General features: G+C 68.2%; 9 protein-coding genes. 6 read left to right on the forward strand and 3 right to left on the reverse strand.

What is annotated here, in order from left to right; translation table 11 throughout:
* Window positions 1-498 precede the first annotated feature (498 nt).
* The 5 genes from Q8Q71_RS12520 to Q8Q71_RS12540 all read left to right on the forward strand — a co-directional run bounded on the left by Q8Q71_RS12520 (window position 499) and on the right by Q8Q71_RS12540 (window position 6,636).
* A complete protein-coding gene (locus Q8Q71_RS12520) occupies window positions 499-1,191 on the forward strand; it encodes a polysaccharide biosynthesis/export family protein (protein WP_305759962.1) in 693 nt (230 codons plus the stop codon).
* 178 nt (window positions 1,192-1,369) lie between these two features.
* A complete protein-coding gene (locus Q8Q71_RS12525; protein WP_305759928.1) occupies window positions 1,370-3,637 on the forward strand; it encodes a GumC family protein in 2,268 nt (755 codons plus the stop codon).
* Window positions 3,638-3,756: 119 nt separating this feature from the next.
* The gene (locus Q8Q71_RS12530) at window positions 3,757-4,875 is read left to right on the forward strand and encodes a lipopolysaccharide assembly protein LapB (RefSeq protein WP_305759929.1); all 1,119 of its coding nucleotides are present in this window, start codon (window positions 3,757-3,759) and stop codon (window positions 4,873-4,875) included.
* Window positions 4,876-5,019: 144 nt separating this feature from the next.
* Window positions 5,020-5,244: a hypothetical protein gene (locus tag Q8Q71_RS12535; protein WP_305759930.1), complete on the forward strand. Its 225-nt coding sequence runs from the start codon at window positions 5,020-5,022 to the stop codon at window positions 5,242-5,244.
* Window positions 5,245-5,289: 45 nt separating this feature from the next.
* Window positions 5,290-6,636 carry an O-antigen ligase gene (locus Q8Q71_RS12540; RefSeq protein ID WP_305759931.1) on the forward strand — a complete coding sequence of 449 codons (1,347 nt, stop codon included), beginning with the start codon at window positions 5,290-5,292 and terminating at the stop codon, window positions 6,634-6,636.
* Window positions 6,637-6,693: 57 nt separating this feature from the next.
* Here the strand turns inward: Q8Q71_RS12540 and Q8Q71_RS12545 are convergent, their stop codons facing one another.
* Window positions 6,694-7,572 carry a metallophosphoesterase family protein gene (locus Q8Q71_RS12545; RefSeq protein WP_305759932.1) on the reverse strand — a complete coding sequence of 293 codons (879 nt, stop codon included), beginning with the start codon at window positions 7,570-7,572 and terminating at the stop codon, window positions 6,694-6,696.
* Between the two features lie 302 nt (window positions 7,573-7,874).
* On the opposite strand from Q8Q71_RS12545, the gene Q8Q71_RS12550 reads away from it, so the two are divergent.
* A complete protein-coding gene (locus Q8Q71_RS12550) occupies window positions 7,875-8,048 on the forward strand; it encodes a hypothetical protein (RefSeq protein WP_305759933.1) in 174 nt (57 codons plus the stop codon).
* Between the two features lie 5 nt (window positions 8,049-8,053).
* Here Q8Q71_RS12550 and Q8Q71_RS12555 read toward each other — a convergent pair whose 3' ends face one another.
* Both Q8Q71_RS12555 and Q8Q71_RS12560 read right to left on the reverse strand, forming a co-directional pair.
* Window positions 8,054-10,267 carry an AGE family epimerase/isomerase gene (locus Q8Q71_RS12555; protein WP_305759934.1) on the reverse strand — a complete coding sequence of 738 codons (2,214 nt, stop codon included), beginning with the start codon at window positions 10,265-10,267 and terminating at the stop codon, window positions 8,054-8,056.
* A gap of 86 nt (window positions 10,268-10,353) precedes the next feature.
* A complete protein-coding gene (locus Q8Q71_RS12560) occupies window positions 10,354-12,642 on the reverse strand; it encodes a S8 family peptidase (RefSeq protein WP_305759935.1) in 2,289 nt (762 codons plus the stop codon).
* Window positions 12,643-12,732: the final 90 nt, after the last annotated feature.

Consider the following 12,732-nt stretch of genomic DNA (forward strand, 5'->3'; position numbering starts at 1 on the left):
TGCGGACCCCAAGGGGCCCGCTTCATCAATCTTGTGGACCCCAAGGGGCCCGCCTCATCAATCTTGTGGACCCCAAGGGGCCCGCCTAAACTCTAGCTTGTGTGGCCAGCTCGCCCGTCTGACAGACTCCGGAACATTTGGCAAATAGATACAACATTCAGGACGGAGGCGTCATCTCCGTCGGACGAGGCGGCGGCGAGCGGCGAGGGAATTTCCATCGAGCGGCGTCCGACTCCCGAGGCGATGGCCCTTGGCCCGCCGATGTGGCTTGCGTGACAGCTGCGGATTCGGGTTTCGCCCCCCCCCCCCCCCACAGCCTCGACGCTGACCGCGACCACAAGAAACGAACGCCCCCGGTTGACCGCCCGCTCCCGGTGCTGGACAACGCTTCCCGGCGCGGGCGGAGTCCGGCACGGTCGCCAGCCGGGCTCCCGGCGCCCGTGTTGTCCGTCCGGTCCCGTCAGGCCCTGTCCGTTTTTCGAGGTATCATCGCCCGTGATGCGCGCCCTTTCACTCCTGTCCGTCCTCGCGGCCGTCCTGCTCACGGGCTGCGGCGGCCCCCGGATGGACGTCGGCCAGATGACCGCCGCCCAACCCGTCGATCTGCAATCGGTGCACACGGTCGCCGCGCCGCAGGCCGAGTATCGGATCGGCGTCGGCGACAAGCTGGACGTGCGGGTGTTCCAGGTCGAGGACCTGTCGTTCGAGGAACTGGTGGTCGACACCTCGGGCAATATCAACATGCCGCTGATCGGGGCGGTGCGCGGCGCGGGCCGGACCGCCGGCGAGATGTCGTCCGACATCGCCGAACGGCTGGCGGCGCGGTATCTGCGCGATCCCCAGGTCACGGTGACCGTCAAGGAGGCCGCCAGCCAGAAGATCACCATCGACGGGGCGGTGACCAAGCCCGGCGTCTACGAGATGCGCGGCGCGACCTCGCTGCTCCAGGCCGTGGCCATGGCGGAGGGCCCCACGCGTGTCGCCGACCTGACCAAGGTCGCGGTGTTCCGCACGATCGAGGGCCGGCGATCAGTGGCCCTGTTCGACCTGGCGGCGATCCGCCAGGGCCGGGCCCCCGATCCGGAGGTGCTGGGCGACGACGTCGTCGTGGTCGACACCTCGCGGCTCAATTCGGCCCTGCGCGAGATCCTGGGCGCCGTTCCGGCCCTGGCGATTTTCCGGCCGTTCTGAGGCTGCGGCCACCGAACAGGACAGGGCGAACCGCCGACGTCGGGACGAACAGGTCTCGGGCGGCGGCGGATATTCAAGGCGAGACACAACCGATTTTGTGTGCGCGGAGCCGGGCTTTGCGATATCAGCCCGACATGTTTCAGCGCGGCCGCGGCCGCAAAGCGTAGCGGATGGCATGATGCTGGGCGACGACAATTTCGCTGATCGACGCGGCCCGGGTCCGGGCCCCGGGTTCGGTGATTCCCGCGAAGCGCCGTACGCCGTGCCGGCCGACGGCTGGGCCGCCGACGGCGAGGACCAGCCGGTTCTGGATCTGGCGGTCTATTGGCGGCTGGCGCTCAAATACCGCTTCCTGATCATCGGCTGTTTCCTGGGCGCTCTCGTCATCGGCGCGACGCTTACGCTCCTCATGACGCCCATCTATACGGCCCAGGCGACCTTGCAGATCGATCGCGAGGCCGCCCGCGTCCTGGACACCGAAGACGTCGTCCCGCGTGAAAATATGATGCAGGGGGAGGAGTTCTTCCAAACCCAGTACGGCCTGCTTCGTAGCCGGTCGCTCGCCGAGCGCGTCATCGAGAGCCTGGGTCTGGCCAGCTCTAACGAGGCGCTTGAAGCCATGGGTGTCGCACCGCCCGAGGTCGGCGGAACCGCTGCTGCTCAGGCCGCACACCGCAGGGCAGCGGCGCTCGGAGCCCTCCAGAACAACCTCAGCGTCTCGCCCGTCCGCGGCTCGCGCCTTGTTGCGATCGGCTACGACAACCCGAATCCCGTCGTAGCGGCCCGTATCGCCAACGGCTTCGCGGAGAATTTCATTCAGTCCAATCTGGACCGCAAATTCGAGAGCTCTTCCTACGCCCGCGAGTTTTTGGAAGAGCGGATCGCCCAGACTAAGGAACGCCTGGAATCCGCGGAGCGCCAGCTGGTCGCCTATGCGGCCAACCAGCAGATCATTAACGTCGGCGAACCCAGCGAAGGCGAAGCGGAAGGTGGTTCCACCCAGTCGCTGACGTCCAACAACCTCGTGGCGCTCAACAGCGCACTGGCTCAAGTGCGTGCTCAAAGAGTGGCCGCCGAAGAGCGATGGCGCTCCGCGAGATCCTCGGAACTTATGACTCTCCCCGAGGTCCTTCAGAATCCGTCCATCCAGCGGCTGACGGAGCAGCGGGCCGTTCTGGACGCGGAGTATCAGCAGAAGCTCAGCGTCTATCAACCGGACTATCCGGAGATGGTGCGCCTCAGGGCCCAGATCGAGGAAGCCGATGGCCAGATTCGGACAATCGCCGGCAACATCCGCAGCTCAATCCGGAGCCAGTACGAGATCGCCGCCAACCAGGAGCGTTCGCTTCAGGCCCAGGTGACCGGACTGACAGGCGATGTCCTCGACCTGCGGGACCGATCGATTCAGTACAACATTCTGCAACGCGAACTGGACACCACCCGCACCCTCTACGAGGGACTGCTGCAGCGGTATAAGGAGGTCGGCGTCACGGGCGGCGTGACCGCGAACAACATCTCGATCGTTGACCTTGCCACCCCCCCCCGGGAGCCGTCCAAGCCGAATATGCTGCTGAACATGGCGCTAGCCGCGCTGCTGGGCCTTGGGCTCGGCGTCTTGGCGGCCCTGGTTCTGGAAGCGCTCGACGAAACCGTGGCGACGCCTGACGATGTCGAGAAGAAGCTGGGCGTTCCCGTTCTGGGCGTCGTCCCGCTGCTGGAGAAGGGGCAGACGACAGCGGATGCTCTTGCGGACATCCGATCCGGGTTCTCGGAGGCGTATTACTCCCTTCGAACCGCGCTTCAGTTTTCGACGCCAGATGGTGCGCCGAGCAGTTTGCTGGTGTCCAGCGCCCGTCCGGCCGAGGGCAAGTCGACCACGGCCTATGCCGTGGCCCTCAACCTCGCGCGAGTCGGCAAGCGGGTGCTTCTGGTCGATGGCGATCTGCGCAATCCATCGATGCACCGTATGGTCGGCGTTGAGAATGAGCGCGGCATGAGCAATCTGCTCTCCGGTTCGGCAGACCTGGCAGGGGTCGTGCAGCGTACGCGGCACGAGAATCTGTTCTTCATTCCCTGCGGCCCCCTGCCGCCCAATCCGGCGGAACTGTGGGGCGGAGACCGTCTGCGCCAGTTCCTGGCCGAGACCCGAAACAATTTCGACCACGTCGTCTTCGACGGCCCGCCTGTGCTGGGCTTCGCGGACGCTCCGATGCTGGCGGCCGCGGTCAACGGCGTCCTGTTCGTGCTTGAGTCCCGCGGCACCCGCAGGGGTCAGGCGCGGGGAGCCCTTCGGCGCATCCAGGTGGGCCGGGCCCACCTGCTCGGCGCCGTGCTGACGAAGTTCAACGCGAAGTCGACCTCCTACGGCGGCTATGACTACGCCTATGACTACCATTACGGAGCCGAACCGGAACAAGAGGACGTCAAGAAGGGCAAGCGGGGTTGAGGGACAAGGCGGATAGGTCCGCCTCCCCGCGTCGGCGCGTCGGCGTCGGTGATTTCGCTTCCTATGGCCTCATCGTCGGCGCGGTTGTGCTGGGCTGGCAGATCGCCATTCAGCCTCTGATGCAGCGGGCCCCGGTCGAGGCCGCGATCCGCCTGGCCCCGGGGTCGCCGCTGGTTCTGCAACGGGCGGCGGAATCCGAACTGGCCGCCGGCCGCGTTGACAACGCCGCGGCCCTCAGCCGCGACGCGCTGGCCCGCTCCCCGTTCGACGTCCGGGCGCTTCGCGTTCTTGGCCTGACGGAAGCCCGGGCCGGGCGTGAGGACGCCGCGGACGACATCCTGACCCTCGCCGGAAACTGGAGCCTGCGCGACGACCCCGCCCACGCCTGGCTGGTCGAGCGCCGCCTTCGGCGCGGCGACTACGCCTCGGCCTTCGCCCACGCCGATACGCTGGTTCGTCGTCGACAGGACATTCAGCCCCAGGTCTTCCGGCTGTTCACCGTCGCAGGCACGGAAGATCCGCAGCGGTCGCTGCCGGTGATCGCCAGCCTGCTGGCGGCCCGGCCGCCGTGGCGCACAGCCTATCTGAGCGGCCTCAACCAGACCGCCCAGGAACTGCAGCTCGCCGCAAGCCTTGCCATCCTGCTCCAGACGAGCCAAGCGCCCCTGACCAACGACGAACTACAGCGCCTCTATCGAACCTTGCTGGGCAAGCGTCAGCTGGAGGCCCTCCGCACGGTCCGTGGACGGATAAACCGCCCCCCGCCCGGCGCGGCCGTGACCAATGGCGGCTTCGCCGACGCAGCGGCGCCGGAACCGTTCCAGTGGCGACTCGTCCAGAGGGCCGGCATTGTGGCGGAGGTCGTCGCCGACGATCTTCGCTCGTCCAATCCCGCCTTGCGCGTCGACTACGACGGCTACGCCACCGGACCAGTCGCGGAGCAACTGACGTCCCTGGCGCCGGGCGCCTATAGATTCACCGCCGAGGTCAGGACCGAGACCGGAAACCCGGCGGCCCGGCTGGCCTGGACCCTCTATTGCGCCACTGGAGGTGCCGTCGCCTCTGTTCCGGCCGGTGTCCCCAACGCGACTCCGAACGCCTGGACGACCGTTTCAGCCCGCATCAATGTCCCCGACAGCTGCCCTGCGCAGTGGCTGAGGCTGGAAACCCGGGCTGGCGATCGCCGATCCCGGACCGTGGTCTGGTTTGACCGGATCGAAATTTCCCCCGCCGGTTGAACCGCATCTAAAATTGAAGAGTCGCCCAAAGATCACACCGCTGCCTTGAATGCATATTGATTTTGAAACCATCGCCGCATATACCCGTTTCTCGATACGTCGCGGGTCAGCCCGTACCAAATGACCTGAACAAGGGGATTTCGAATGCGTAAGACCATCGCCGCTGTCACGGCGGGCCTGCTGCTGGTGGCCGGCCAAGCCGCCGCCGCCAACAACACCGCCGCCGCCCGCGTGGGCGACCGCGTCGGCGCCCGCGCCGGCGCCAGTTCGGAGTTCGCCGGCATTCCGCTTCCGGTCCTCCTGATCGGCACCGCCGTGATCATCGCGACCATCGTCGTTCTGAACGACGACGACTCGGAAAGCGATTAAGCTGATCGGGTTCGCGCTGCGGTCGCCATTCTGCTGACGTAGCGCGTGCCAAACAAGATCTGGAAGGGCCACTGGGATGCTGTCGCGATAGCGGCGGCCATCCTGCTGGCCCTTTCGTTCGTGTTCGGCGGGGCCAGCCGCGATCACGCGCTCCGACTGGCGCTCGTCGAACTGGCCGCCCTTCCGCTTCTGGTTCTCGGCGCCGGGCGGCTGATCCGCACCGGGATATGGCGTGAGCATCGGTTCGCCCTCGGCCTTCTGGCCGCGGTCATCGCCCTTCCCCTGATCCAATTGATTCCGCTCCCTCCGGCGGTATGGGGAAGTCTCCCCGGCCGGGACCAGATGGTGCTGGCGCTTCAACTCGCCGGCCTTGAGCCAGGCTGGAGTCCCCTGAGCCTCGCCCCGGATCACACGTGGCGGTCGGCCTTGGCGCTGACGCCGCCCGCGGCCTTCTTCATCGCCATGTTGTCGCTGTCCCAGCCCCAGCGCGAGACTCTGGTCCGGTTCTGCATCGCCGGAGCGATTGTGGGGATCGTCCTCGGCGCCGCCCAGTTGGCCAGCGGCGGCGAACGCCTCTATCCGTGGGCGACCACCGACGCCGGCTCCGTCAACGGCTTTTTCGCCAACCGCAATCACCTGGCGTCCCACCTCCTGATCGCCCTGCCCTTCGCCATCACCCTTGGGGCCGCGACGCTCAGGCGGCGGAATCAACGCACCTCGGCCCTGTGGTTCGGCGCCCTGTTCGCCGGCCTGGTCGTGGTGGCGCTCGCCGCCATACGGTCGCGGGCCGGGATCACCCTGTTCGCACCCGTCATGATGGCCAGCCTGCTTGCGACCTGGATCGCAGCGGGACGGGGTCGGCCAGGTCCCGGACTCCTGCTCGTGGTTGGCGCGGTCGGGGCGGCTCTGACGGCCGTCGCCGTGCTGGCGCTGCCGCCGATCCTCGCCCGGTTTGATACGGAAGGAGTTCCCGAACTTCGCTTCGAGCGCTGGCCGCTCGTGGCCGAAACCGCCCAGACCTACCTCCCGCTCGGATCGGGAATCGGCAGTTTCGATCCGGTGTATCGTTCAGTCGAGCCCCTGGAAGAACTCGACGGGAGCTTCTTCAACCAGGCGCACAATGAATACCTGGAGACCTGGCTCGAAGCCGGCTGGCTCGGCGCGGGCCTGATCCTGGCCTTCCTCGTCTGGTACGCCAGGCGTTGCTGGAGCGCCTGGAAGGCGCCTCCTTCCCGGGAAAGGGATCTGCAGCGCGCCGCCAGCATCGGCGTCGGCGTCCTGCTTCTTCACTCCGTCGGCGACTATCCGCTGCGGACGGCTGCGCTGGCCGTCGTCTTCGCCCTGTGCTGCGGCCTGCTCGAACTGGCCGGGCGGCCCGACCCGGCGCGCTGAGCGAGCACGCGCAGACTCAGGGCGTGGCCCCGGCGGCCGCCGGACTGTCGGACAGGTTCATTTCAGCGCGTCGCACGACAAGCCCACGGCGCGAATAGCCACGCCGGCATTCTCCCTCGGTGGGTACTCCTCGCCCCCGTAACGAGCCTGCGCCCCGCGCCGCGGCCCGACGGCTTGCAGGAGGCTCTGTTCACACCCCTCCAGCCGCAGGGCTGTCAGGACGCCCGAGTCATAGGCCTTGGTGTCGATCCCGATACGCCGCTGATCCGCATGAACGCTTGTCGTCGGCGTATGGCCATGCACGACCATACATTCGAACGCTGTCCGGCTGTTCAGGAACGGCTGACGGATCCACATCAAATCCTGGGGAGACTGGCGATCCAACGCGAGCCCCGGGCGGGCGCCGGCATGGGAGAAGAAATAGTCGCCCACGGTCACGCTCAGCTCCAGGGTCTCAAGGAAGTCCATTTCGCGTTTCGTCAGCTTGTGGCGCAGGTCCGCCGCCACCCGCGCCCACGCCTCGGTCCTGTGCGCCAGCTCGGGGACCCGCAGGCCCCAGGATTGAAGCGCACGATCACCGCCGTATTCGCACCACCGCGCGCCAGCCGTGGGATCATCGAGGAACTCCAGCATCGCCTGCTCATGGTTCCCTTTCAGAAACCGCCATTCCACGCCCTGGGCGCGGGAAAGGCCGGCGAGCAACCGGAGCACGCCGCGGGAATCCGGCCCCCGGTCGATATAATCGCCTAGAAAAACGACCATCTTCCGGTCTGCTGCGCTGGCATGGAGGTCGGCGGCGATCGCCTCCACCATGGGTAGAAGCAGGTCGAGGCGGCCGTGGATGTCGCCCACGGCCCAGACCACGGTCCCGTCCGGAACAGAGGGCGCCAGGGGCGCGGCGACCCGGGGTCGATTTCGGAAAAGCTTTGAAAGCATGACTCTCTGTACAGCAAACGCCACGCTTATCCCTATCCTTGTCGCCAGGGACCGGGGCGCGCGACCGCATCCTATAACAGCGTAGCTCCGTCCCAAGAAAGGTCGCAACTCACAATCCTGGATTGCTTCGAGCCGAAGACAATCGTGTCAGAGAAATTCAGTGCAAGGTCCGACGCGCCCGCCCGCCCGCCCGCGATCCTCGCAACGAACTGTCGCACAACGGCGTCAAGCTGAAAGACGTTCCGGGTTGCGTCAACATTACCGGGATGTAAAGAATGCCGCCCTTGGGAGGAGTATCGCGCATGATCGACCCTCAGACCCGTAATGCAGCCGTCGGCGGCGACTGGAATTCCGGCCCGTCGCGATCGGCCGGTCTCTATGGGGAACTCCCGGCCCTGCCGCTGCGCTTTCCGGCCGAAACCCCGGTGGTCGCCGCGCCTCGCAAGTCGCGCCACGGTACCCGACGGGCCGACTGACCGCTTCAGGCCGGCGACGGCGCGGGCGTCTCTATTCCCGAGCCCGGCAGAACGGATCCGGTTTCACGAAGCTGCCGGTAAGCGGCCACGATGTGATAGAGCGAGCTCGCCGGGGCCGGTTCGATGTCCAGGACGCCGTCGACGCCCAGCTTGTCGCGCCACAGCCCTTCCGGCCTGAGGTACAGGGTCAATCCGCGCAACGCGCTGGCGGCGCTTCCAAGCAGCCGGCCTTGCTCGTCGCCGTCCGTTTCCTCCGCCAGGATCAGCGCGGCTTTCAGCCACTCGGTCTGCGGCCAAAGCCTGGCGCGCGACGACCTCGGTCGCAGATGATCGTCGAGCTCATCGATCGCCACGCCCCGCGCCGGGTCGAGGCCCCGCTCGCCCGACGCGAACAGGCGTTTCGCCGTCTCGACCGCCCATCGATCCCCGCGCAGCCGGCCCCATCGGGTCAGCAGCCAGGCCCATTCGAACTGATGCCCCGGCTCGACCAGCCGCCCGGCCTCGCCCCCGTCGGGCCGCCAATCCGGTCCGAAAAACTCTCGCAGGAACCCGGCCTCGTCGATGAAATGCGCCTTCGCCATGCCCACGATGACATCGGCGATTGCCGTCCAGGCCCCGTCAGGCTCCAGAGCCTCCCACGCCAGCGCCGCCTCCAGCAGATGCATGTGCGCATTGGCCTGGAACGGAGGCCCCGCCAGCTCGCGCCAGCCGCCCTGGGGAAGGGCGAGAACGTCCAGCGACGCCAGAAGCCGCGCCGCCGTTCGCCTGCATCGATCCGGGTCGATCCCGGCGGCGGCGGCGGCGGCGGTCGCCAGCAGGACGAAGGCCTGATCGTAGAGGGACGCCGTCTCGTCGAGCACTGCGCCCGAGCCGTCCACCCGTGTCCGGTAGAGCCCGTCGGACCTGAGGTTCGTCGCCTCGAAGCGGGCGAGACCCCGCTGGACGATCGGGGCGTAGTCACCGCCCCAGCCCCATTCCGACGCCAGGCTGAAGACAAAGGCCTGGCGGGCCTGAACGCGCGCGCGCCGGAAGTCGCCCGTCGTGGCCCCGTCGTCATCCAGAGTTTCGACAAACCCGCCATCGGCGCCGACCCCAAGCGTCGCCCACAGCGGCAAGGCGCTCAGCTTCAGCCATCGGGTGAACTGGCGCGACAGCTGGTTCAGCGTGACATCGTCTCCGGCGATCCCGCCGCCGCCACGAGGCTCGCGCCGTCCCAGTTCCTCGACCAGCGCCTTCACATCCTGGGCGTGATCCAGGTCGCAGACCAGCACGGCGTCCGGTTCGACGATGATCGCCAGGTTCGACACTCCCGCCGTCGCCACCACCATGCCCGGCGCGGCGCGGACCAGACAGCCTTCGCTGGCGTGACCGATCCAGTCGCCGCGGGCGCCGCTTCCCGTCGCGGCCACGGCGTCCCATGCGCCGAGATCCGACCATTCGAAGAAGGCCGGCAACACCCAGACCTTGTCGCTGCGCTCCATGACCGCATAGTCGATCGAGATTTTCGTCGCCGCGGCGAAGGCCGGACCGAGGATGTGAACCCGACCCTGTCCGGGGTCCGGCAGGGCGGCTCCCACGGCGGCGACCACGTCCGGGACGAAGGTTTTCATCTCGGCCAGCAGGGTTCGAACCGGGGCGACGAAATTGCCGCTGTTCCAGAGGTAGCCTTCTTCCAGGTACCGCTCGGCGTCGGCCCGCCCCGGCTTCTCGACAAACCGGCCGACCGGGGCCAGGCCGGTCCCCCGCGGCTGGATATAGCCATAGGCCGACGAGGGGGACGCGGGCGTCATGCCGAGCGTCACGATCCGCCCCGGCGCCGCGGCCGCGACGGCGTCGACCGCGGCCTGCCTGAAGGCGCCGGCGTCGGGGATATAGTGGTCGGAGGCCACGAAGACCGCGGTGGCGTCCGGGTCGATCCGCTCGACCCAAAGGGCGGCGGCGGCCATGGCGGGAGCCGAATCCCGGCCCGCCGGCTCCAGGATCAGGTCTCCGTCGACGCCCAGCGCCGCCAGCTGGTTCTCGACATACTGCCGGTGCTCATGGCCGGCGACGACGACGATCCGTCCGGCCTCGGCGAGAGGGGCGATCCTGCGCACCGTCTCCTGGAAGAGCGAGAGGTCGCTGACCAGGTCGATGAACTGTTTGGGCCGGGAGGGGCGCGACGCGGGCCATAGTCGGGTCCCGGCGCCGCCGCAGAGGATCACCGGGTAGATGGCCATCGCTCGTTTCGCCCCGCCGCTCCGCGCCCGTCCATCGGTTGGGCGCCAGTCCGGCATCTACAGGCGATCCGGAGATGTCGGCAACCCTAGAAGGCCGTCCGCCAGCTGCCCATGAGCGTATAGGCGGTCGGCGCCGAACGGACATGCTGGTCGTCGCGCGTGACCACCGCCCTCAAATCCACGTACGAGTTGTTGGAAAGCCGGTGCAGACTGCCGAGCGACATGTCGATCTGCCGGCCGCTGGGCGTGGCCGGGAACCGGCGTTCCGAATAGCCGAGCGGATCGAAATACTCCGCCGGGGCGTCCGCCAGCCAGGCGGTGAACATCCCGCTCTCGGCCCGCAGGGGCTGCCGGATCGACCAGGTCAGGGTCTCGCATCCCAGCCCCAGCTGGCGGCAGAATGTCGTCAGCCCGAGGCTCCAGCTGGAACTCACAACCTGCTCGGACAGGCTCAGGAACTGTCCCGAGAGATCGGTTCGGGACCAGCCCGCCTCGGCGTTCAGGTACAGGTTCCCGGAGAGGGCGAACTGTCCCGAAACGGAGCCGAACGTCGTCGAGCTGGGCAGGGCGAAGCCCGAATCGAGCGGCGCATAGGAGCCCAGGGGTCCCAGCTTCTCGTCCAGCCCGCCAACCGCGAACCGCAGGCGGCCGCCCGGCGACACCTCCCAGTCCGCGACGAAGCGGGCGTATTTCGAAACGTCCCGTTCCCTGGCCTGGAAGGGCATGGCGCGGTCGCCGGTTCCGGCGTCGGCCGACAAGGTCAGGGCGCCGAGACGGACCCCGCCCAGCCAGGCCCGGTCCACCTGCGCCAGCGAGGCGAAGTCGTCGCCCGCGCCCAGCTCGAACGGCGATCGCGCGCCATTGCGCCCCTGCCAGTGAGCGATCGCGCCCCGCCCCGTCGAAAACTCGACCATGACGTCCTCGCCCCGGCGGTCGTCCAGCCACGGGGTGATCACGCTCGTCGCCGCGGCCAGGTCATGCGCGCTGTCCTCGACCGCGGCGCTGGACGTCAGCGTCAGGGTCGAACCCAGGGGCCCCTGGGTCACCAGCCGCGCCCGGGCGCGCGCCGGCGCCGGCGTCATGCGGGCGGCGTGGCGCGGGGCGACGCCCCAGGATTCGCCGAGGTTCACCCTGAACAGGCGATCGAAATCGTCGTGGCCGACGGTCTCGAGGCCCTGGGCCCGGCTGATCGCGTCGCCGAAGGCTCCGCCCGCATAGGCGAAGCGCTGGGCCGTGACCCGAAGGGTCGCTCCGCTGGCCATGGGAACGCTGGTCGACCCGACCGGCTGGAAGGCCCGGGCGATGTCCAGCAGGCCCCGGCCGTAAACCGCGTCGGTGCTGGGATCTCCGGCGTCCCTCGCCGTCGTCAGCAGTATCTCCACCGCGTCCCGTCCGCTCAGATTGGGGAAGGCGTCCAGCAGCAGGGCCAGCGCTCCCGCCACCGCGGGCGCAGAAAAGGACGTCCCGCTTATCCGCCAGCAGGACGTCCCGTCGCATCCGGAGATGACGTCCACGCCGGGCGCGCTGATGTATCTCGTCGCCGAAACGCCGGCCCGGTTGGAGAAGCTGGCGATCACATTGGCGCTATCGTGCGCGCCGACCACGATGATGCTGCCGGCGAAGCGGGGATCGGTGGCGTACCGGCCCGGCCATTCGGGGCTCACGCCGCCCTCGTTGCCGGCGGCGATGGTCAGCACGATGCCCGCGTTCACGGCCCGCTGGAGGGCGGCCTCGAACTGGCTGCCGAGCGGATCCTCGCCGCCCAGGGACATGTTGATGACCCGGACGCCGTTGTTGATCGCATAGTCGATCGCCCGCGCCAGGTCGGACGATCTGAAACAGATTTCATCCTCGGGGTCGGTGCAGTCGCTGACGTCCGCGCGGATCGAGACGATGGTCGATTCATAGGCCACGCCGATGGTGCCGAACCCGTTGAAGCTGGACGCGACGATGCCGGACACGAAGGTCCCGTGATCGTCGGGACCGTCGGGGGTGTTGCGGCCGACGACGATGTCGGTCGAAGCGCTGGAAATCCGGCCCGCCAGATCCTGCGAGGCGAAATGGATGCCGCTGTCGATGACGCCGACATTGATCCCCGCGCCGGTGGCGCCCTCGTTCCAGGCCGTGATAGCCCCCGTGTTCCCGACGCCGTAGTTGCGCAGATACTCGGGAGACGAGGCTGACGGCGGGGGCGGTGGCGGGGGCGGAGGGGGTGGCGGAGGGGGAGGAGGCGGCGGGGGCGGAGGCGGCGTGACAATGCCACCGCCCCCTCCTCCGCCTCCGCCACCGCCACCGCCGCAGGCCGCCAGCGGGAGCATGAGCGCGGCCAGGCAGATCATCCCGGCCAACCATCCCGTTCCGTGACGGATCCGCATCAGCCTGCTCCCGAACTCAACGCCCCGCCGACCCTAACGCCGGCGTCCTCGGTGAGGCAATGTTCTTGACCCCCGGCACGTTCCGGCGTC

Origin of the sequence: Brevundimonas sp., from assembly GCF_030704825.1 — a bacterium.
Taxonomy (GTDB): domain Bacteria; phylum Pseudomonadota; class Alphaproteobacteria; order Caulobacterales; family Caulobacteraceae; genus Brevundimonas.

Excerpts from the sequence above, each read along its gene's own strand:
- Q8Q71_RS12525 (WP_305759928.1), top strand. The coding sequence starts at position 1,370 with ATGCTGGGCGACGACAATTTCGCTGATCGACGCGGCCCGGGTCCGGGC.
- Q8Q71_RS12530 (WP_305759929.1), top strand. The coding sequence starts at position 3,757 with ATGCAGCGGGCCCCGGTCGAGGCCGCGATCCGCCTGGCCCCGGGGTCG.
- Q8Q71_RS12555 (WP_305759934.1), bottom strand. The coding sequence starts at position 10,267 with ATGGCCATCTACCCGGTGATCCTCTGCGGCGGCGCCGGGACCCGACTA.
- Q8Q71_RS12535 (WP_305759930.1), top strand. The coding sequence starts at position 5,020 with ATGCGTAAGACCATCGCCGCTGTCACGGCGGGCCTGCTGCTGGTGGCC.
- Q8Q71_RS12520 (WP_305759962.1), top strand. The coding sequence starts at position 499 with ATGCGCGCCCTTTCACTCCTGTCCGTCCTCGCGGCCGTCCTGCTCACG.
- Q8Q71_RS12545 (WP_305759932.1), bottom strand. The coding sequence starts at position 7,572 with ATGCTTTCAAAGCTTTTCCGAAATCGACCCCGGGTCGCCGCGCCCCTG.
- Q8Q71_RS12560 (WP_305759935.1), bottom strand. The coding sequence starts at position 12,642 with ATGCGGATCCGTCACGGAACGGGATGGTTGGCCGGGATGATCTGCCTG.
- Q8Q71_RS12550 (WP_305759933.1), top strand. The coding sequence starts at position 7,875 with ATGATCGACCCTCAGACCCGTAATGCAGCCGTCGGCGGCGACTGGAAT.